Source organism: Pseudomonas sp. NBRC 100443 (assembly GCF_030268185.1).
Taxonomy (GTDB): Bacteria; Pseudomonadota; Gammaproteobacteria; order Pseudomonadales; family Pseudomonadaceae; genus Pseudomonas; species Pseudomonas citronellolis.
The window spans coordinates 1-19,249 of record NZ_BSQE01000021.1; the positions used below are offsets into that span (position 1 = coordinate 1).

Annotated in this window: 19 protein-coding genes and 1 pseudogene; 6 read left to right on the plus strand and 14 right to left on the minus strand. The window is 68.6% G+C overall.

Features of this window, described 5'->3' with window-relative positions:
- The 4 genes and pseudogenes from QSJ95_RS24190 to QSJ95_RS24205 all read left to right on the plus strand — a co-directional run.
- A pseudogene (locus QSJ95_RS24190) lies at positions 1-267 on the plus strand (IS4 family transposase); the annotation flags it as partial.
- A gap of 203 nt (positions 268-470) precedes the next feature.
- On the plus strand, positions 471-1,229 hold the full coding sequence (locus QSJ95_RS24195; protein WP_043313361.1) for a gluconate 2-dehydrogenase subunit 3 family protein: 759 nt from the start codon (positions 471-473) through the stop codon (positions 1,227-1,229).
- A 4-nt stretch (positions 1,230-1,233) separates the two neighbouring features.
- On the plus strand, positions 1,234-3,021 hold the full coding sequence (locus QSJ95_RS24200; RefSeq protein WP_285645778.1) for a GMC family oxidoreductase: 1,788 nt from the start codon (positions 1,234-1,236) through the stop codon (positions 3,019-3,021).
- An 11-nt stretch (positions 3,022-3,032) separates the two neighbouring features.
- The gene (locus tag QSJ95_RS24205) at positions 3,033-4,346 is read left to right on the plus strand and encodes a cytochrome c (RefSeq protein ID WP_502945316.1); all 1,314 of its coding nucleotides are present in this window, start codon (positions 3,033-3,035) and stop codon (positions 4,344-4,346) included.
- A gap of 216 nt (positions 4,347-4,562) precedes the next feature.
- Here the strand turns inward: QSJ95_RS24205 and QSJ95_RS24210 are convergent, their stop codons facing one another.
- Positions 4,563-4,742 (minus strand): hypothetical protein, encoded by a 180-nt coding sequence (locus tag QSJ95_RS24210; protein ID WP_009622599.1) that lies wholly within the window; start codon positions 4,740-4,742, stop codon positions 4,563-4,565.
- Between the two features lie 345 nt (positions 4,743-5,087).
- Here QSJ95_RS24210 and QSJ95_RS24215 point away from each other — a divergent pair, with 345 nt between their 5' ends.
- Positions 5,088-5,753 (plus strand): TIGR04211 family SH3 domain-containing protein, encoded by a 666-nt coding sequence (locus QSJ95_RS24215; RefSeq protein WP_043313368.1) that lies wholly within the window; start codon positions 5,088-5,090, stop codon positions 5,751-5,753.
- Positions 5,754-6,465: 712 nt separating this feature from the next.
- Complete coding sequence (locus tag QSJ95_RS24220; protein ID WP_285645781.1) at positions 6,466-7,083, plus strand: DUF502 domain-containing protein; 618 nt, start codon at positions 6,466-6,468, stop codon at positions 7,081-7,083.
- A 13-nt stretch (positions 7,084-7,096) separates the two neighbouring features.
- Here the strand turns inward: QSJ95_RS24220 and yghU are convergent, their stop codons facing one another.
- From yghU to QSJ95_RS24285, 13 genes are all read right to left on the minus strand, one after another.
- A complete protein-coding gene (gene yghU / locus QSJ95_RS24225; protein WP_064583368.1) occupies positions 7,097-7,939 on the minus strand; it encodes a glutathione-dependent disulfide-bond oxidoreductase in 843 nt (280 codons plus the stop codon).
- A 162-nt stretch (positions 7,940-8,101) separates the two neighbouring features.
- On the minus strand, positions 8,102-8,866 hold the full coding sequence (locus QSJ95_RS24230; protein ID WP_285645784.1) for an SDR family NAD(P)-dependent oxidoreductase: 765 nt from the start codon (positions 8,864-8,866) through the stop codon (positions 8,102-8,104).
- A gap of 42 nt (positions 8,867-8,908) precedes the next feature.
- Positions 8,909-9,616, minus strand: a complete 708-nt coding sequence (locus QSJ95_RS24235) for a GntR family transcriptional regulator (RefSeq protein ID WP_009622591.1) — start codon at positions 9,614-9,616, stop codon at positions 8,909-8,911.
- A 62-nt stretch (positions 9,617-9,678) separates the two neighbouring features.
- Positions 9,679-10,707, minus strand: a complete 1,029-nt coding sequence (locus QSJ95_RS24240) for a proline racemase family protein (protein ID WP_058489956.1) — start codon at positions 10,705-10,707, stop codon at positions 9,679-9,681.
- Between the two features lie 10 nt (positions 10,708-10,717).
- Positions 10,718-12,196, minus strand: a complete 1,479-nt coding sequence (locus QSJ95_RS24245; protein ID WP_285645789.1) for an aldehyde dehydrogenase family protein — start codon at positions 12,194-12,196, stop codon at positions 10,718-10,720.
- Complete coding sequence (locus QSJ95_RS24250) at positions 12,193-13,473, minus strand: NAD(P)/FAD-dependent oxidoreductase (RefSeq protein ID WP_285645791.1); 1,281 nt, start codon at positions 13,471-13,473, stop codon at positions 12,193-12,195. Before QSJ95_RS24250 ends, QSJ95_RS24245 begins: the two co-directional genes overlap by 4 nt.
- Positions 13,470-14,513: a 4-hydroxyproline epimerase gene (locus QSJ95_RS24255; RefSeq protein WP_285645793.1), complete on the minus strand. Its 1,044-nt coding sequence runs from the start codon at positions 14,511-14,513 to the stop codon at positions 13,470-13,472. The genes QSJ95_RS24250 and QSJ95_RS24255 overlap by 4 nt, the downstream gene beginning before the upstream one ends.
- 52 nt (positions 14,514-14,565) lie before the next feature.
- Complete coding sequence (gene dapA / locus QSJ95_RS24260; RefSeq protein WP_043313382.1) at positions 14,566-15,444, minus strand: 4-hydroxy-tetrahydrodipicolinate synthase; 879 nt, start codon at positions 15,442-15,444, stop codon at positions 14,566-14,568.
- A gap of 28 nt (positions 15,445-15,472) precedes the next feature.
- Positions 15,473-16,138, minus strand: coding sequence for an amino acid ABC transporter permease (locus QSJ95_RS24265; protein WP_043271778.1), 666 nt, complete (start codon positions 16,136-16,138; stop codon positions 15,473-15,475).
- A 10-nt stretch (positions 16,139-16,148) separates the two neighbouring features.
- A complete protein-coding gene (locus QSJ95_RS24270; RefSeq protein WP_009622578.1) occupies positions 16,149-16,820 on the minus strand; it encodes an amino acid ABC transporter permease in 672 nt (223 codons plus the stop codon).
- Positions 16,821-16,830: 10 nt separating this feature from the next.
- On the minus strand, positions 16,831-17,652 hold the full coding sequence (locus tag QSJ95_RS24275; RefSeq protein WP_043313386.1) for an amino acid ABC transporter ATP-binding protein: 822 nt from the start codon (positions 17,650-17,652) through the stop codon (positions 16,831-16,833).
- 54 nt (positions 17,653-17,706) lie between these two features.
- Positions 17,707-18,546, minus strand: coding sequence for a substrate-binding periplasmic protein (locus tag QSJ95_RS24280; protein ID WP_043313388.1), 840 nt, complete (start codon positions 18,544-18,546; stop codon positions 17,707-17,709).
- Between the two features lie 517 nt (positions 18,547-19,063).
- Entirely contained in the window at positions 19,064-19,225 is a 162-nt protein-coding gene (locus QSJ95_RS24285) for a DUF2474 domain-containing protein (RefSeq protein ID WP_285645796.1), read from the minus strand.
- Positions 19,226-19,249 lie beyond the last annotated feature (24 nt).

The window sequence follows — 19,249 nt, forward strand, 5'->3', positions numbered from 1 at the left end:
TGGATCAAGCAACACCTGAAGGTCAGGCGTTTCCTGGGCCGTAGCGAGAATGCCGTGCGCCTCCAGATTCTCTGTGCGCTGATCAGCTACTTGCTGCTGAACCTTTACCAACGCAGGACGGGAACGCGGCAAAGCCTGTGGATGCTGATGGTGGAGGTACAGGCGACGCTGTTTCAGCGTCCTGGCCTGGAGGCCGAACGTTACCGACGACGGCAGGAGCGAATACGCGAGATCAACCTGCGTCAGGGGCAACTGTTAATAGCATGAGGCGTGCCGGACAGTAGTGCGCGTTCGCGGGAATGACGAGGGGAGATCGGATCACCAGACCGATGACCCCAGCGCGCTTTCGATAGCCACCTATGCTTACCGACACGAACAACAGCCCCGCGCGCCCGGCACCACCGGCCGCAAGAGGGGCGAGAAGACCTACACGACCTGATTGACCTGTTGGAAAAAGGAGAGACCCAGCCATGTCCAACGACGACCCAGCCGCCGCGCAACCGGCGCGGCGTGACTTCCTGCGCAAGTCCCTGGCGCTGATCCCCGTGGCCACCCTGGCCGGCACCGGCGTGGGCAGCGTGGTGCTCGGCGGCCCGAGCACGCCCGCGGCCGACCCGCAGCCCGCCGCCGAGCCGCGGCAGGGCGGCGCGCGCGCCTACCAGCCGACTTTCTTCACCGCCCAGGAATGGGCCTTCGTCCAGGCCGCCGTGGCCGTGCTCATCCCCACCGACGCGCTGGGCCCGGGGGCCGCGGACGCCGGCGTGCCGGAGTTCATCGACCGCCAGCTGAACACCCGCTACGGCAGCGGCGGGCTCTGGTACATGCAGGGGCCCTTCCACCCGGATGCCGCGCCGGAGCTGGGCTACCAGCTCAAGCTCAGCCCGCAGGAAATCTACCGCCTGGGCATCCAGGAGACCGACGCCTGGTGCAAGGCCAAGTGGAACAAACCCTTCGCCGAACTGGACGCGGCGCAGCAACAGCAGGCGCTGGAAGCCCTGGACGGTGGCAAGGCCGAGTTCCAGGCGGTGCCGGCGGCGACCTTCTTCGCCATGCTCTGGCTGAACACCCGCGAGGGCTTCTTCAGCGACCCGCTGCACGGCGGCAACCAGGGCCTGGCCGGCTGGAAGCTGATCGGCTTCCCCGGCGCCCGCGCCGACTTCATGGACTGGGTGGAGCGCGACGAGCGCTATCCCTTCCCGCCGGTTTCCATCAGTGGCGAGCGAGGTTGAGGCAATGGCCCAGGTATTGAAGAAAGTCGATGCGGTCATCGTCGGGTTCGGCTGGACCGGCGCCATCATGGCCAAGGAACTGACCGAGGCGGGCCTGCAGGTGGTGGCCCTGGAACGCGGCCCGGCCCGCGACACCTACCCCGACGGCGTCTACCCGCAGACCATGGACGAGCTGACCTACAACTCGCGCAAGAAGCTGTTCATGGACATCTCCCGCGAGACCGTGACCCTGCGCCACGGCCTCGACGACCTGGCCGTGCCCTACCGCCAGTTCGGCGCCTTCCTGCCCGGCACCGGCACCGGCGGGGCGGGGCTGCACTGGTCGGGCGTGCATTTCCGCGTCGACCCGGTGGAACTTCGCCTGCGCAGCCACTACGAGGAACGCTACGGCAAGGCCTTCATCCCCGAGGGCATGACCATCCAGGACTTCGGCGTCAGCTACGACGAGCTGGAGCCATACTTCGACTTCGCCGAGAAGGTCTTCGGCACCTCCGGCACGGCCTGGTCGATCAAGGGCCAGGTGGTGGGCCGCGACAAGGGCGGCAACCCCTTCGCCGCCGACCGTTCCAGCGACTTCCCGCTGCCGGCGCAGAAGAACACCGTGTCCGCGCAACTGTTCGAGAAGGCCGCCCGCGAGGTCGGCTACCACCCCTACAACCTGCCCTCGGCCAACACCTCCGGGCCCTACACCAACCCCTACGGCGCGCAGATGGGGCCGTGCAACTTCTGCGGCTTCTGCAGCGGCTACGCCTGCTACATGTACTCCAAGGCCTCGCCCAACGTGAACATCCTGCCGGCGCTGCGCCAGGTGCCCAACTTCGAACTGCGCAACAACGCCCACGTGCTGCGGGTGAACCTCAACGCCGAGAAGGACCTGGCCACCGGCGTCACCTACGTCGACGCCCAGGGCCGCGAAGTGGAGCAGCCGGCGGACCTGGTGATCCTCGGCGCCTTCCAGTTCAACAACGTGCGCCTGATGCTGCTCTCGGGCATCGGCAAGCCCTACGACCCGCTGAAGAACGAGGGCGTGGTGGGGCGCAACTTCGCCTTCCAGAACATCTCCACGGTGAGCGCCTTCTTCGACAAGGCCAGCCACCACACCAACCCCTTCATCGGCGCCGGCGGCAATGGCGTGGCGGTGGACGACTTCAACGCCGACAACTTCGACCACGGCCCCCACGGCTTCGTCGGCGGCTCGCCGTTCTGGGTCAACCAGGCCGGCACCAAGCCCATCGCCGGGGCCAAGGTGCCGCCGGACACGCCCAAGTGGGGCAGCGCCTGGAAGGCCGCGCTGGCCGACAGCTACCGGCACATGCTGGCGATGGACACCCACGGCGCGCACCAGTCCTACCGCGACAACTACCTGGACCTCGACCCGGTGTACAAGGACGCCTACGGCCAGCCGCTGCTGCGCATGACCTTCGACTGGAAGGACAACGACGTGAAGATGAACCGCTTCATGGTCGCGCAGATGCGCAAGATCGCCGATGCCATGGGCGCCAAGGTGGTCACCGCGCCGATGAAGGAGTTCGGCCAGCACTTCGATGCCACCGTCTACCAGACCACCCACCTCAACGGCGGGGCGATCATGGGCACCGACCCCAAGACCAGCGCCTTGAACCGCTACCTGCAGGTGTGGGACGTGCACAACGTGTTCGTCCCCGGCGCCTCGGCCTTCCCCCAGGGCCTGGGCTACAACCCCACCGGGCTGGTGGCGGCGCTGACCTACTGGTCGGCGCGGGCCATCCGCGAGGTGTACCTGAAGCACCCGGGCCCGCTGGTGCAGGCATAGGAGGCCGGAACATGAAGACATTCCTCAGCGCCGCCCTGGCCATGGCCGCCAGCACCGCGCTATACGCCGCCGATACAACCGATCCTGCGCAGGTGAAGCAGGGCGAATACCTGGCCCGCGCCGGCGACTGCGTGGCCTGCCACACCGCCAAGGGCGGCGAGCCCTTCGCCGGCGGCCTGCCGATGGCCACGCCCATCGGCACCATCTACTCGACCAACATCACCCCGGACAAGACCGGCATCGGCAACTACAGCTACGAGGACTTCGAGCGCGCCGTGCGCCAGGGCATCGGCAAGGGCGGCAGCACCCTGTACCCGGCCATGCCGTACCCGTCCTACGCCCGCGTCAGCGACGAGGACATGCGCGCGCTCTACGCCTACTTCATGCACGGCGTGGCGCCGGTGGTGCAGGAGAACAAGGACAGCGACATCCCCTGGCCGCTGAGCATGCGCTGGCCGCTGGCGATCTGGCGCGGGCTGTTCGCCCCGGAGGTGAAGCCCTTCGCTGCCGCCGGGCAGGACCCGACCCTGGCCCGCGGCGCCTACCTGGTGGAAGGCCTGGGGCACTGCGGCGCCTGCCACACGCCGCGGGCGCTGACCATGCAGGAGAAGGCCCTGGACGCCGCCGACGGCCCGGCCTACCTGTCCGGCAGCGCGCCGCTGGAAGGCTGGATCGCCAAGAACCTGCGCGGCGATCACAAGGACGGCCTGGGCAGCTGGAGCGAGGCGCAGATCGTCGCCTTCCTCAAGACCGGGCGCAGCGAGCGCAGCGCGGTATTCGGCGGCATGAGCGACGTGGTCGAGCACAGCATGCAGTACATGACCGACTCCGACCTGACCGCCATCGCCCGCTACCTGAAGTCCTTGCCGCCGGTGAACCCTGACGACAAGCCGTTCCGGGAAGACCGCCAGGTCGCCGGGGCGCTGTGGAAGGGCGACGACGGCAAGACCGGCGCCGCACTCTACGTCGACAACTGCGCCGCCTGTCACCGCACCGACGGCAAGGGCTACGCCCGGGTGTTCCCGGCGCTGGCCGGCAATCCGGTGCTGCAGAGCGCGGACGCCACCTCGCTGATCCACATCGTGCTCGACGGCAGCACCCTGCCGGCCACGGCGACGGCGCCGTCCACCTTCAGCATGCCCGGCTTCGCCTGGCGCCTGTCGGACCAGCAGGTGGCCGAGGTGGTCAACTTCATCCGCAGCAGCTGGGGCAACCAGGCCGAGCCGGTGGACGCCGGGCAGGTGAAGACCTTGCGCAGCCAGCCCAGGCCGGAGCTGAAGGCGGCGACGTTGATCGGCGATACCACGAGGAAGGAGGCGCCGTAGGGGGCGCCGCCGGCGAGTCCAATCGCGGACAAGGTCCGTTCCTACGACCGTGCTTCCTGGAATCGTAGGAGACCTTGTCCGCGATAGCCGAAACCACCGGTGCGATTCGCGGATGAGCTCCTACGCCTCCGGCAAACACCATACCCCGTAGGATGGGTATCGCTTCGCTCAACCCATCCTACGAAAAGCACCCCGGCACCGCCGCCAATCCAAACCTCAATACCTGGGCAACGACTGAATCCGCGGATCGATCTGTTGCCTGGGAATCTGCTGGCGGCTGTCGCGTTCCTTGCAGTCCGTCTGCTGCCCGGAGGCGCAGTCCCGGCTGCTGCAGGCGGCCGTTCCCAGCGTCAGGACGATCAGCGTGGCGAGCGAGAACAGGATCTGCCGGCGCATGGCGGGCCCTCCGCGAAGGTGGTGCTTAAAGCAAACACGCGAATGCCCGCGGGCGCCCGGGCGGGCGACGAGCGGAGGCGGGCGGTGCGACGAACTACAGGCTCGCCGTCAGTCATCAGTGCGCCACCGACCACCCATCCCCCCATCATGGCGCCCGGTGAACTCATTGCGCCGTTGCGCTGTCTGTCTGCTGTCGGCCCACCGGGCGGCGGGCCCGGGCCCGCACCAGCCGGGTGATTGCGCCGCGTCGATAGCAAGATCGTAGCCGCCCCGGAGCATCTGCCTGGCCGGCTTTTTACCGCGCCCGCTCGCCGGGGTTCGTTTATCGCCATGTGAAGATTGCCCATGTCCCTATCCCGTCATTTCCCCGCCTCCGTATCCCTTCCCACCCGCGCCCTGGGGGCCTGCCTGCTGGGTGGCCTGCTGGCGGCCGGCGCCGCGGCGCAGGCCGAGGAGGGCGCCGGCAATGCGCGCTGGGTGAGCGACAGCCTGACGACCTACGTGCGCAGCGGCCCCACCGACGGCTACCGCATCGTCGGCACCCTGACCTCGGGGCAGAAGGTCGAGCTGCTGAACACCCAGGGCGACTACAGCCAGGTGCGCGGCGAAAGCGGCAGCAGCGTGTGGATCCCCAGCCGCGACCTGCAGGACAAGCCCGGCCAGGCCGAGCGCCTGCCGCAGCTGGAGCAGAAGGTGAGCGAGCTGAGCGCTGAACTGGCGGGCATCAACGACAGCTGGAAGACCCGCGTGCAGGGCATGCAGGAAACCCTGGACTCGCGCAAGAAACTCATCGACGAACTGCAGGCGGCCCGCGCCGGCCTCGACGACGAACTCACCAAGGCCCGCTCCGAACTGCGCGCGGCGCAGGCGCAACTGGGCGACGAGAACAAGCAGGTGCTGATGCGCTACATGGCCTACGGCGGCAGCATCGCCGGCGCCGGGCTGCTGGTCGGGCTGATCCTGCCGACCCTGCTGCGGGTGCGGCGCAAGCGCAACGATCAGTGGATCTGAGGCGCTGGTTGCGGTGGGATTAGGGGTGCCTTGGTTCAGCGAAGGCGCCCAGTCCAGGCTCCGCACCCTCACCCCAGCCCTCTCCCGGAGGGAGAGGGGGCCGTTCGGCGTGGGCGGCAAGTTCGGAATCATCCTGAGCGCGTAGGGCGTATAACCGTTCGCGGTTATACGCCGTTGGCCGAAACGCCGAAGCGATTCTGGACCCGTAGGAGCGGACTCCGTCCGCGATTGGTTTGGCTAGACGGATGTGGGGGCAGGGCGCTTCGTGATTGCGCTTCATGCCGAACGGTTCCCTCTCCCGCTTGCGGGGGAGGGTTAGGGAGGGGGAGCGGAGTCAGGGTTGGCAGAGGTGTGTGGGGGGAGTCCGTAACCCTCTCCCCAGCCCTCGGCTGCGCGCCCCGCCCTGAAGGGAGAGGGGGCCGTTCGGGGTGGGAGGAAAATCCTGAGTCATCCTGAAACGCCTAACCATCCCCCGTCATTCCCGCGAACGCGGCAACCCAGTGACTGCGGGGTTCGCGAGCAAGCTCGCTCCTACGAAGAGCAAAAGCGGCTCTTGCTCTGGTTTTTGGTCTTCCAGAGCCAAGGGAAAGTGAAACGACCCACCGTCGTCTAGGCTATCTCCAAGCCCTGCCGGCCTCCCGCCGGCACGCGTGGCCGACCCTGCGCAGGTGTTTTCCACGGGCCGCGGCCAGCAACCCGAGGAGGTGCTTCCGTGAAAAACGCCGTCGCTTTCATCGGCAGGTGCGTGCTGGCAGGCCTGCTGGTCATCCTGCCGATCTACCTGGCCCTGCTGCTCCTGCTCAAGGGCATCGCCTCGGCCGGCCAACTGGTCCGGCCCTTCACCCAGCTGCTGCCGGAGAGCCTGCCGGCCCAGCAGATATTGTCCGCGCTGCTCGTGCTGGTGATCTGCTTCGTCATCGGCCTCGCCGTGCGCACCCGCCTGGGAAAGCTGGCCCGTGGCCGGCTGGAGCGCTCGGTGTTCGAGCGCATTCCGGGCTACGAACTGCTGCGCAGCCTGACCCTGCAGGTGGCCGGCGAGAAGAACGACGGCATCTGGAAGCCGGCCCTGGTGGAAATCGAAGAGGCCCTGGTGCCCGGCTTCATCATCGAGGCCTTCGAGGACGGTCGCTACACCGTGTTCGTGCCCTCGGTGCCGACGCCCTTCGCCGGCGCCGTGTACGTGCTGGAGGCGCATCGCGTGCACCCGGTCGACGTGCCCTTCACCGAGGCGGTGAAGGTCATCACCAAATGGGGCTCCGGCGCCCGCGGCCTGGTACAGGCCATGGAGGCGGCCCGTGGCCGGGAACCGCCCGGCGGCGGTTCCGCCTGACCGGCTGCCCGTCTCAGCGCCGGAAGTCGTCGGGCCCGTGGCGTTCGGGCACTTGCTCGTGGGCCTCGCCCCAGGTCCGGTTGACCTTGACCCCACGCTGCACGGCGGGGCGCTTGCCGATTTCGTCCGTCCAGCGGCGCACGTGGGTGTAGGTCTCGACGTCGAGAAATTCGGCGGCGGCATAGACCTGGTTGTTCATCAGCGCGCCGTACCAGGGCCAGATCGCCATGTCGGCGATGCTGTATTCGCTGCCGGCGACGTAGCGGTTGCTCGCCAGCTGCTGGTCGAGCACGTCCAGCTGGCGCTTGACCTCCATGGCGTAACGGTTGATGGGGTACTCGAACTTTTCCGGCGCGTAGGCGTAGAAGTGGCCGAAGCCGCCACCCAGGAAGGGGGCGCTGCCGACCTGCCAGAACAGCCAGTTCAGGGTTTCGGTGCGCCCGGCAATGTCGCCTGGGATGAAACGCCCGAACTTCTCGGCCAGGTAGAGCAGGATCGAGCCGGACTCGAAGACGCGCAGCGCGGGCTCCAGGCCGGTATCCAGCAGGGCGGGGATCTTGGAGTTCGGGTTGACCTCGACGAAGCCGCTGCCGAACTGCTCGCCCTGGCTGATGCTGATGGGCCAGGCATCGTATTGCGCGCCCTCCAGGCCCAACTCCAGCAGCTCTTCGAGCAGGATGGTCACCTTGACGCCATTGGGCGTGGCCAGCGAATACAGCTGCAGCGGATGCTTGCCGCGCGGCAGGGGCTTGTCGTGGGTGGCCCCGGCGACCGGACGGTTGATGCCGGCGAAGGCGCCGCCATTGTCCTTGTCCCAGGTCCAGACGCGCGGTGGGGTGTAGGTTTCGTTCGGCATGTCGATCCTCGCCTTGGACGGAGTTCGTCGGTCGCCACGCGCTTGGTTCTGTCGTGGCCGCTAAAGCCCTTCAGAAAACCCTGTCAGCCGCCTGATGTCCAGCCTCTCGTTGTAACGGGCGGGACGGCCTCCGGCAACCTGGTCGGCGACCAGGGTCAGCCGCTAGCGGATATAGCTGCCGCCGTTCAGGTCCAGCGTCGCGCCGCTCAGGGACGGCAGCGAGGGCCGCAGGGCGAAGGCCACCAGTTCGGCCACTTCGTCCGGCTCGGCCATTTCGCCGATGGGGATTTCGGCGACCGCCGCGGCCTTGCCGTGCCTGGCGATGAAGTCTTCGGCCATGTCGGTGCGCACCCAGCCGGGGGCGATGGCCACCGCCGCCACGCCGTCCTGGCCGAAGCTGCGGGCGATGGATTTGGTGAGGTTGAGCAGCGCCGCCTTGGTCGCGCCGTAGGGCATGGCGTCGGCGGCATAGCCGCGTTGCCCGGCGCGGCTGGCGAGGTTGACGATGCGCCCGCCGCCGAGGGCGCGGAAATGGCGCAGGGCTTCCTTGCACAGCGTGGCGGCGGAGAAGAAGTTGACCTGGAACTCCCGTTGCCAGGCCGCCGTCCAGGCCGTCTCGTCGGCATCGATGGAGATTTCCGTGCGGATGCCGGCGTTGTTGACCAGGCCGTGCACCCGCCCGGCCAGGGCCTGGGCCTCGTGCCACAGTTCGAAGGGCCCCTGCGCGTCCGACAGGTCGGCCTGGACCAGCCAGCCCTCGCCGCCGACAGCGGCGAGCAGCGCCTCGGCGCCGGCCCGGTCGCGGCCGAAATGGATGATCGGCCGGGCGCCTTCCTGCGCCAGGCGGCGGACGATGGCCGCGCCGATCTGGCCGGAGCCGCCGGTGACTAGAATGTTTTGCCCGCACAGCGGTTTCGCGGAAGACATCCCTTGCTCCTGTGTCGGTTGAAGTTCAGGGGTGGTCGAAGTTCAGGCCAGGCTCATTTTCGCCGTCAGGTTCTGCTGCATGTATTCCAGGAAGCGGCGCTGGAACAGCATGGTGTGCTCGTGGGCGGCCTTTTCGGCGGCTTCCGCGTCGCGGGCGGCGATGGCTTCGATGATTTCCTCGTGGTCGCGGCCCAGGCGGGCGGTGCCGGCCGAGCTGACGATGTAGTCGAAGTGCAGGTGCAGCAGGCGCTGGCCTTCGCCCAGCAGGCGTTCGTAGTAGCTGACGAAGTAGGGGTTGCGCCCGGCCTCGGCGATGGCCATGTGGAAGGCCTTGTTCAGCTCGGACATCGCCTGGAAGTCGCCGGACTCCACGGCCGCCATGTAGGCCGCGTCGGCCTTGCGGATCGCCTGCAGGTCCTCGTCGCTGCGCTGGAGCGCGGCCAGGCGCGTGACCGCCCGCTGGATGAGGTCCAGCGCGGCCACGTAGTTGGGGAACTCCTCGATCTCGAAGGGGGTGACCAGGGTGGTGCGGTTGGGCAGGATGGTGACCAGGCCTTCGCTGGTCAGCCGGGCCAGGGCATCGCGCACCGGCGAGCGCGACAGGCCGAACTGCGCCGCCAGGGAGACCTCGTCCAGCTGCACGCCGGGCTTGAGCTTGAGGGTGAGGATCTGCTTGCGCAGCTCCTCGTAGATATAGCGCCCGCCATGGCGGCGCCCGGGGCTTTCCACTTCTTCTTCTTTGGCCATCATCAGGTCTCGGTGTGCGCGGGCTGTGTCATACAGACCAGCCCGCCATCTTAGCGTGGCCGCGTTCAGCGCGGAAACGCCGGGCCCCAGGTGTCACTGAGCATGAAGCCCGCGGCCAGCGGGTCGTCCGGGTCGACGCCGATCTGCTGGATGCCGTACAGCCACGCGCGGCCCTCCACCCGCGGCAGCACCGCCGGCTTGCCGGCCACTTCCGTGGTGCCGAGCAGTTCCACCTGGAACTCGCCGCCGATGGTGGAGCGCGACACCAGGCGCTCGCCGGGCCGCACCAGGCCGCGCGCGCTCAGCGTGGCGAGGTTGGCCGAGCTGCCGGTGCCGCAGGGCGAGCGGTCGACGCGCCCCGGCGGCAGGGTGGTGCAGGTCTGGTAGGTGCGCGCGTCCAGGCGGTTGCGGAACATCACGTAGGCCACCTCGTCGATCTGCGGGTACAGCGGGTGGCGCACGCGCACCTGCTGGTTGATCAGGCCGCGCAGCTTCACGCCGGCATCGGCCAGCTCGCGGGCGTTCTCCGGGGCGATGGCCAGGCCGACCTGCTCGACGTCGATCAGCGCGTAGTACACGCCGCCGAAGGCGATGTCGGCCTTCAGCGGGCCGAACTCGCCGCCGTCGATCGGCACGTCCAGTTGCTCGACGAAGGCCGGCACCATGTCCAGCGACACTCCCAGGCAGCGCCCGTCGGCGCAGCGCGCGCGGGCGGTGACCAGCCCGGCGGGGGTGTCCAGCACCACGGTGGTTTCCGGCTCCTGCATCGGCAGCATGCCCAGCTCCAGCAGCGCGGTGACCACGCAGATGCAGTTGCTGCCCGACATCGGGTGGGCCTTGTCCGCCTGCAGCACGATGAAGCCGGCGTCGGCCGCAGGGTTGGTCGGCGGCAGCAGCAGGTTCACCGACATCTGCAGGCAGCCGCGCGGTTCCATGACCACCAGGCGGCGCAGGCTGTCGTCGACCTCGTTGATGTAGTTCATCTTGTCCAGCATGGTTTCGCCGGGGATGCCCAGCACCCCGCCGGTGATGACCTTGCCGATCTCGCCTTCGCAGTGCACGTCGGCCAGTTGCAGCGTCTTCTTCCAGCGCATCAGTCGCACCTCACTTGATGTACCAGCCCCAGGGCTGCTCGCTGTCGTAGCGGGTGATCTGCTTGGTTTCCAGGTAGTTGTTCAGGCCCCATTCGCCCAGCTCGCGGCCGATGCCGCTGTGCTTGTAGCCGCCCCAGGGCGCCTCGCTGAAGGTCGGTTGCGAGCAGTTGATCCACACGATGCCGGCGCGGAACCGCCGGGCGACGCGCTCGCAGCGCGGCAGGTCGCGGGACATCACCGCGGCGCCCAGGCCGAAGCGCGAGGCGTTGGCCGAGCGCACGGCTTCGTCCTCGCTGTCGAACGGGCGCACGCAGACCACCGGGCCGAAGATTTCCTCGTTCCAGATCCAGGCGTCTTCGGGCACGTCGGCGAACACCGTGGGCTGCACGTAGTAGCCCTTGTCCAGCCCGGCCGGGCGCTCGCCGCCGCAGACCAGCCGCGCGCCTTCTTCCTGGCCGCGGGCGATGGCCTGCAGCACCTTGTCGTACTGCGCCTTGTTGACCAGCGGGCCGAGCAGCACGCCTTCGCGCAGGCCGTTGCCGATGGTGATCTTCCGCGCCTCTTCGGCCAGGCGCGCCAGCAGCGGCTCGTACAGCGCCCGCTGCACCAGCACGCGGGAGGTGGCCGAGCAGACTTCGCCCTGGTTCCAGAAGATGCCGAAGAGGATCCACTCCACGGCGGCCTCGATGTCGCTGTCGGCGAAGATCACGAAGGGCGACTTGCCGCCCAGCTCCAGGCTGATGTTTTTGATGTCGCGGGCGGCGGCCTGCATGATCCGGCTGCCGGTGGGCACGCTGCCGGTGAAGGCCAGCTTGTCCACGCCCGGGTGCTCGGCCAGCGGCGCGCCGGCGTCGGCGCCCAGGCCGGTCACCACGTTGAGCACGCCCGCCGGCAGGCCGGCTTCATGGGCGATCTGGGCCAGGTGCAGGGCGGTCAGCGGCGTCAGTTCCGAGGGCTTGAGCACCATGGCGCAGCCGGCGGCCAGGGCCGGGGCGACCTTCCAGGCGGCCATCAGCATGGGGAAGTTCCAGGGGATGATGGCGCCGGCCACGCCCACCGGCTCCTTGCGCGCCACCGAGCTGAAGCGCTCGTCGGCCAGGGCGATTTCCTGCTCCTGGCCAGCGTCGAGCTTTTCCGCCAGATCGGCGTAGAAGTCGAAGCAGCCGGCGGTGTCGCCGATGTCCCACAGCGCCTCGGGCAGCGGCTTGCCGTTGTCGCGCACTTCCAGTTCGGCCAGTTCCTGCTGGCGGCCGCGGATGCCTTCGGCGATGCGGCGCAGCACGGCGGCGCGCTCGGCTCCGCTCATGCGCGGCCAGGGGCCTTCGTCGAAGGCGCGGCGGGCGGCGCGCACCGCGGCGTCCACGTCCTCGGCGGTGGCGGCGGCCACCCGGGCGAGGAGGGTTTCGTCGCTGGGGTCGAAGGTATCGAAGCTGCCGCCCTGGGCGGGGGCGAGCCATTGGCCGTCGATGTAGAGCTGCTGGTAGTTCATGCGGTTCCTCCGATGAAGGCGAAGCGGCGAGCGCTGAAGGGGCTGAGGTCCTGGGCCGGGCGGCGGCCGGCGGCGAGGTCGGCGACCAGGCGGCCGGTGGTGGCGCCCAGGGTGAGGCCGAGCTGGCCGTGGCCGAAGGCCATGAGCACGTTGCCCAGGCGCGGCGAGCGGTCGATCACCGGCTTGGTGTCGGGCAGGAAGGGGCGGTAGCCGACGCCGAACTCGACCTTGGCGGTGTCGAGCTGCGGCAGCACGCGGCGGGCCTTTTCCAGGATGATCTCGGCGCGCCGGAAGTTGGGTTCGGCGTTGGGGCCGGCGAACTCGATGGTGCCGCCGATCTGCAGGCCGCGGGTCATGGGGGCGAAGCAGAAGCCGCCGTCGGCGTAGATCACCGAATGTCGGATGTCCACGCCCGGGGTGGGCAGCACCGCCTGATAGCCGGCGATGCCGGCCAGCGGGATGCTCACTCCGAGTTGCTCGAAGAACTGCCGCGAGCCGGTGCCGGCGGCCACCACCACCAGTTGGGCGGGGTAGCGGCTGCCGTCAGCCAGGGTGACGCCGGCGGCGCGGTCGGCGCTTTCGTCGATGTGCTTCACCCGCTCGCGCACGCGGATGCCGCCCTGGGCGACGAAGCTTTCGGTCAGCGCGGCGATGAAGCCTTCGGTGTCGTTCACCGCGCGCCAGTCGGGGAATAGCAGGCCGTGCTGGAACTTGCCGGCCAGGGCCGGTTCGAGGTCGCCGATGGCGGCGCCGTCGAGTTCCTCGGACTGGAAGCCCAGCGACTTGCGCAGCTCCAGGTGCGGGCGCTCGTGGACCAGGGCGGCGGGCGAGTCGAACACCTCGATGATCGGCCGCTGGCCGAGCAGGCTCTTGTCCGCGCAGGCGTCGAGCAGCGGCGCGTAGTCCTCATAGACCTGGTGGGTGAGGCGCGCCATGTCGCGGGCGATCTCGGCGATCTTCGAATGCCGCGCGCAGGCGACGAAGCGCAGGAACCACGGCAGGATGCCCGGCAGCGCGCTGGGGCGCAGGGCCAGCGGGCCCCGCTGGTCGAGCAGCCAGCCGGGCACCTTCATCAGGATGCCCGGCTTGGACAGCGGGATGACCTCGCTCACCGCCATCTGCCCGCAGCTCCATTTCGCCGTGCTGTCGCCCGGCGCGGCCGGGTCCACCAGGGTCACGCGGTAGCCTTCGCGCTGCAGGTACAGGGCGCAGCAGACACCGACGATGCCGCCACCGACGACGATGGCGTTTTGCGAAGCGGCTTGCGGGTCGTTCATTTCAGGGTCTCTTCCGGGCTGCGGTGGTCGGTGAAGTCTTCCAGGCTGAAACCCTGCCAGTAGGGTTGGGCCCTGTCGACGTAATGTTCGGCGCGACCGGTGATGCAGGCCCGGCCCTCGATGCTCGGGCGCACCGCCGGCGTGCCGTCGGCCAGGGCCAGGACTTCCTCGACGCGGCCGTCGAAGCGGCTGCCGATCAGGCTTTCATGGCGGAACACGGCGTCGCGCGCCAGCAGGCCGCGGGCATGGCGCTGGGCCACCCGGGCCGAGGTGCCGGTGCCGCAGGGCGAGCGGTCGATCAGGCTGTCGCCGGCAATCACTACGCTGCGCCCATCGGCGTCGGCTGCCAAGGGGCGGCCGGCCCACATGCAGTGCTTCACGCCGCGGATGCTGGCGTCCTCGGGGTGCGCCACGGCGAACTCGCGGTTCACCAGTGCCTGCACCTCGCGCCCCCAGGCCAGCAATTGCTGCGGGGTGAAGTGCTCGCAGCCGGGGTAGTTCGGCTGCGGCTCGATGATCGGGTAGAAGTTGCCGCCGTAGGCGATGTCCAGGCGCAGCTCGCCGAGGGCCGGCAGCCGGATGCTCAGGTCGCGGTGCAGGAGGAAGCTCGGCACGTTGGCGAAGCGCACGCCGCCGACCTTGCCGTCCTGCATGCGGTATTGCGCGCTGACGCGCCCGGCGGGGACGTCGACGATCACCGTGCCCGGCGTCTTCGGCCGGACCAGGCCGGCTTCCAGGGCGAAGGTAATCGAGCCGAGGGTGGCGTGGCCGCACATGGGCAGGCAGCCGGAGGTCTCGATGAACAGCAGCGCGAGGTCGGCGTCCTCGCTCACGGGCGGGTAGAGCAGGGTGCCCGACATGTGCGCGTGGCCGCGCGGTTCGAGCATCAGCGCCCGGCGGATCCAGTCGTGCTCGGCCAGAAAGTGCTGGCGCCTTTCGCTCATGCTGGCGCCGTGCAGCTCGGGGACGCCGTCGATGACCATGCGCACGGGCATGCCTTCGGTATGGCCTTCGATGCAGGTGAAACTCTGTCGGCTCATGGGGTGCGTCCTCCAGGGGACGCCGCTGCCGGGGGCAGCGGCGTCCATGCGCTCAGCGCTGGGAAGCCTCGAATACCTTGCGGAATTCGGCCTTTTCTTCGTCGGTCAGCGGCAGCAGCGGGGCGCGCGCGTTGCCGGCGCTGAAGCCGGCCAGCTCGCAGCCGTACTTCACCTTCTGCACGAACTTGCCGCTTTCCAGGCTGGCCATCACCGGGAACAGGCTGCGCATCACGTCCTGGGCGCCGGCCAGGTCGCCGGAGGCGAACTTGCGGTAGAAGTCGGTCACCTGGTCGGGGAAGCAGTTGGCCGGGCCGCAGATCCAGCTGCTGGCGCCCCAGAGGAAGAAGTCCAGGGCCTGGTCGTCGGAGCCGCAGGACAGCTGCACCTTGTCCTTGTAGTTGGTGCCGATCTCGATGGCGCGCAGCAGGTTGCCGCTGCTTTCCTTGATGGCGATGACCCGCGGGTGCTCGGCCAGCGCCTGGACCACGCCCATGCCGACCTCGACGTTGGTGCGCACCGGGTAGTTGTAGAGCACCAGGTTGATTTCCGGGAAGGTCTCCAGGATGGTCCGGTAGTGCGCCAGCAGTTCTTCCTGGGACGGCAGCGCGTAGTAGGGCGGGGCGATCAGCAGGTTGGTGTAGCCGGCTTCCACGGTTTGCTTGACCTGCTCCAGCACCTCGCGGGTGCAGGAGCCGTTGGCGCCGGCGATCAGGGTGCCGCGCTCGCCGACCACTTCCTTGACCGTGGCCAGGACCTGGCGGCGCTCCTCGTTGGTGAGCGCGTAGTACTCGCCGGTCGAGCCCAGCGGGACGAAGCCGCTGACACCGGCCTTGAGCTGGTATTCGAGGATCGAGGCCAGGGTGTCGTGGTCGACCGCGCCGGACTTGTCGAAGGGCGTGACGAGGGCGGGCAGGATGCCAGTGAGTTGCATGGTGGATCTCCGCATCGGTGGTGGGGGGTTAGTAGGCGTAGCGCCTGAGCATCCGGGCTTCGATCACGCCGACCAGGCGGGTCAGCGGGAAAGCCACGAGGAAGTAGATGACCGCTACGGCGGAGAGGAACTCGACCGGCCGCGCGGTGCTGTTGGAGATGTTCTGGCCGACGAACATCAGGTCGGCGACGCCGACGGAGGAGATCAGCGCGCTCTCCTTGAACAGGCTGACGACGTTCGACAGCAGCGGCGGCACCGCGCGCAGCAGCGCCTGCGGGAAGACCACGTAGAGCACCTTCACCCGCGGCGTCAGGCCCAGCGCGGTGCAGGCGTCGTGCTGCTCGCCGGCGATGGACTTGAGCGCGCCGCGGAAGGTCTCGCTGGTGATGGCGGCCATGTACAGCGTCAGCGAGATCACCACCGAGACGTAGGGCGGGATGTCCAGGCCGAACACCACCGGGAAGCAGAAGAACACCCAGAACAGCTGGATCAGCAGCGGCGTGCCGCGGAAGAACTCGACGAACAGCGTCACCGGCAGCTTCAGCAGGCGGCTGCGCACGTTGCGCAGCAGGGCCAGGACGAAGCCGGCCAGGCTGCCGATAAGGGCGCAGCCGAGGGTGAAGGCGAGGGTCAGGGCCAGGCCCTTGAGCAGCACCTGCCAGTAGGAGAAGACGACGGAAAAATCGAGGCTCATGGCGGTTTCCTCAGCGCTGCGTCGCCAGGTCCTGGCGCCGTTCGAGGTACTGCACCAGCTGGCCGATGGGCAGCGACAGGGCGAAGTAGACGAGGGCGATCAGGGTGTAGGTTTCCAGGGGGCGGTAGGCCTCGGTGGCCAGGCTCTTGCCGACGTACATCAGGTCGGACACCGCGACTATCGCCACCAGGGCGCTTTGCTGCAGGCTGCCGATGCCGTTGGTCATCAGCACCGGCACCGCGCTGCGCAGGGCCTGTGGCAGCACCACGTAGAGCGTGCGCTGCCAGGGCTTCAGGCCCAGGGCTACGCAGGCGTCCAGGTGCTCGCGCGGCACCGCCTGCACGCCGGCGCGGTAGGCCTCGGCGTTGAACGCGGTGAGGTTCAGGCCCAGGGCCAGGAAGCCCATGGCGATGGGGTCGATGAACACGTTGAAGAGCATCGGCACGCAGTAGAAGAACCAGACGATCTGCAGCAGCGCCGGGGTGCAGCGGAAGAACTCGATGAACAGCTGCGCCGGCCAGCGGACGAAGAACCAGCGGCTGAGGGTCATCAGGCACAGGCCGAAGCCGCAGACCAGGCCGATCAGGTTCGACACCAGGGCCAGCTCCAGGGTGACCTTCAGGCCGCCGAGCAGCGCCGGCAGGCTGCCGCTCAAGAAATGGAAGTCGAATTGGTAATTCATGGCGCCGCCCTCAATCCAGGTGCACGACCTTTTCCAGGAACTCGCGGGTGCGGGCTTCCCGGGGTTGGCTGAAGATCTGCTCGGGCGGGCCCTGCTCGACCACCCGGCCGTTGGCGCAGAACACCACGCGGGTGGCGATGTGGCGGGCGAAGTGCATGTCGTGGGTGACGATGATCATCGCCATCTTCTGCTCGGCCAGCTGCAGCATCACGTTCTGCACCTCGATGACCATCTCCGGGTCCAGCGCCGAGGTGACTTCGTCGAACAGCATCAGCTTGGGTTCGAGCATCAGCGCGCGGGCGATGGCCACGCGCTGCTTCTGGCCGCCGGAGAGCTGGCTGGGGTAGGCGTGCAGCTTGCTCTCCAGGCCCAGGCGGGCGAGGTAGGCGCGGGCCTTCTCCGTCGCCGCGGCCCGGGACAGGCCATGGACCTTGCACGGGGCGAGGATCAGGTTGCCCAGCACCGACAGGTGCGGGAACAGCGTGTAGTGCTGGAAGACCATGCCGATCTGCGTGCGCAGCGCCTCGTTCAGCGGCTTGCCGCGGCGCTGGCCGCCGCTGATGTAGGGCTGGCCCTGGAAGGCGATGCTGCCGCCCTGGATGCCCTCCAGGCCCATCAGTACCCGCAGTAGAGAGCTCTTGCCGCTGCCGGACGGGCCGATGATGACCAGGCGGTCGTCGGCGCGCATGTCCAGGTCCATGTTGTCCATCACCACCAGCTGTTCGCCGTAGGCCTTGCACACGCCTCGGAGCTGGATGAAGTCGCCGCCGGCGGTGGAATCCGGGGCGAACGGAGCCTGTGGCTGGGCAGCCACCAAACGCGGGGTATTCATGAGCGGTGTTCTCCGCGGGGGCCGCCGTTGCGCGGCCCCCGGTGTCGGCGGGAGTTACTTGGCGGCGGTCTTGGCGTTGACTTCGGCGGAGGCCTTGTCGACCAGGCGGTCGATCTCGCCGGTCTCGCGGCGCTGGGTCACGTAGATGTTGAGCACCTGCAGGTCCGCCGCGGAGATGTCGCGGCGCATGCCGAAGGCCACGCCCTGCTTGGCCAGGGCCGGCTTGGGCAGGACTTCCCTGGCCCAGTCGTTGGCCATGGCGAACAGGTGGTTGGTGTCGCTGGCGTCGACCAGCACGTCGGCGCGCCGCGACATCAGCGCCAGGCGCGTTTCGTCCATGCCCGGCAGGCGCATGACGGTGCCCTGCTTGAGCACAGAGGAAATCGCCTTGTCCTGGGCGGTGCCGGACATCACCGCGAAGGTCACGCCGGGCTTGTCGTAGTCGGCGATGGCGTTGCCGGCGCCGCTGAACTTGGGGTTCTCCTTGTTCACCACCAGCGACACCTGGTAGTCGGTGGCCGGCGCCGAGAAGGCCACCGCCAGGGCGCGCTCGGGCGTCTGGTTGAGGGCCATGGCCAGGTCCCACTTGCCGCTCTGCAGGCCGGCGACGAGGTTGTCCCAGTTGGTGTCGACGAACTCCACCTTGACCTTCAGCACCTTCTCGCCGAAGTCGCGGCACAGGTCGACGAAGTAGCCGCTGTACTGGCCGCTGCCGGCGTCACGCATCACATAGGGCGCGGCGACCGCCGCGCCGCAGCGCAATACGCCGGTCTTCTGCACGCCCTGCCACATGGACGTATCGGCGGCCTGGGACGGGGTCTGGGTGAGCAGCGCGCCGACGGCGGCCGCGCAGGCGAGGGCCTTGCGGATGGAGCGGGGGAACATACGAGCCATTTTGACCTCTCCGTAAATTTGTTTTTGTAGGCAGAAGGCAAACAACTTTCATCGCTGTGTGGTGTGTTGTGCGCTTTGATGTGTGCAGCGATGTATTCAGCGTATGGGCGATGGGCAAAACCTGTCAACAGAGGTCGCGGGCTTTTTCTTCAGCGAATGACCGGGCGGTCGGCTACGTCGGCCGGGCATAGGGCGCAATGGTCGGTCGCGTCAGGCCGCCAAGCGGCCGCCGACGCGCGCCGGAGGCGGGCTGGGGCGCTGGGGAGAGGAACTGGAGGGGGAGGGCTTGCGTGAGGTTTTTGAAACCTGAAGGTGAGAAAAAGCGTACTCAACCAATCTATCGGGGCGAGGTGAGCGGCACGGGGCGGCTGGGCCGCCGCGGGCGGGGTGCGTGCCGGCCAGCACGTTGGGCTCGTCGAATAGCTGCAGCAGGGCGCTGGCGATGCTGTCGCCCTCGTAGCCCTTATAGTCGCGGCCGTGGCGGCGAACCTGGCGAAGCGCCGCGACTAGCGGCGCGTCAGTGGCTCTTCAGGCCGGCGGCGGCCATGGCCAGGCGGATCGCCTCGGCGGCCAGCAGCACGCTGCCGACGCCGCCCAGCCACAGGGCGAGCAGCCATAGCAGCTGCTTGCGCAGGGGCTGGCCCGGCTGCCGCGGTGCGGGGTTCGGGGTAGGGCTCATGGGGGCTCCGTGACTGGGTTTCAG